Source organism: Burkholderia sp. SIMBA_062 (assembly GCF_046534765.1).
GTDB lineage: Bacteria > Pseudomonadota > Gammaproteobacteria > Burkholderiales > Burkholderiaceae > Burkholderia > Burkholderia ambifaria.
Genome location: NZ_JAWRYD010000416.1, coordinates 1 through 256 on the forward strand (window position 1 = coordinate 1; position 256 = coordinate 256).

The following is a 256-nucleotide window of genomic DNA, read 5'->3' on the forward strand; positions in this document are numbered from 1 at the left end:
GTCTCTCGGGCATGTTCGGCTATCTCGGCGCGACGGTGTTCTCGCTCATCGTCGGCGCACTGGCCAGCACGATCGGCTATAACCCCTTGTTCGTCTGCCTGATGTTGTTCGACCTGATCGGCGCCTGCGTGGCCTGGCGTCTGATCTCGAACCAGCAGCGCGACGACGCGGTCAGCGCCGCGCTCCAGCCCGCGCACAACGTGAAGGCCTGATCGGCTCATCATCGGCCGGCGTCCGCGAGGGCGCCGGCTTTTGG

1 pseudogene is annotated in these 256 nt (G+C 66.4%); it reads left to right on the top strand.

Going from position 1 to position 256, the window contains the following annotated elements:
• A pseudogene (locus tag SB786_RS36900) lies at window positions 1-212 on the top strand (MFS transporter); the annotation flags it as partial.
• Window positions 213-256 lie beyond the last annotated feature (44 nt).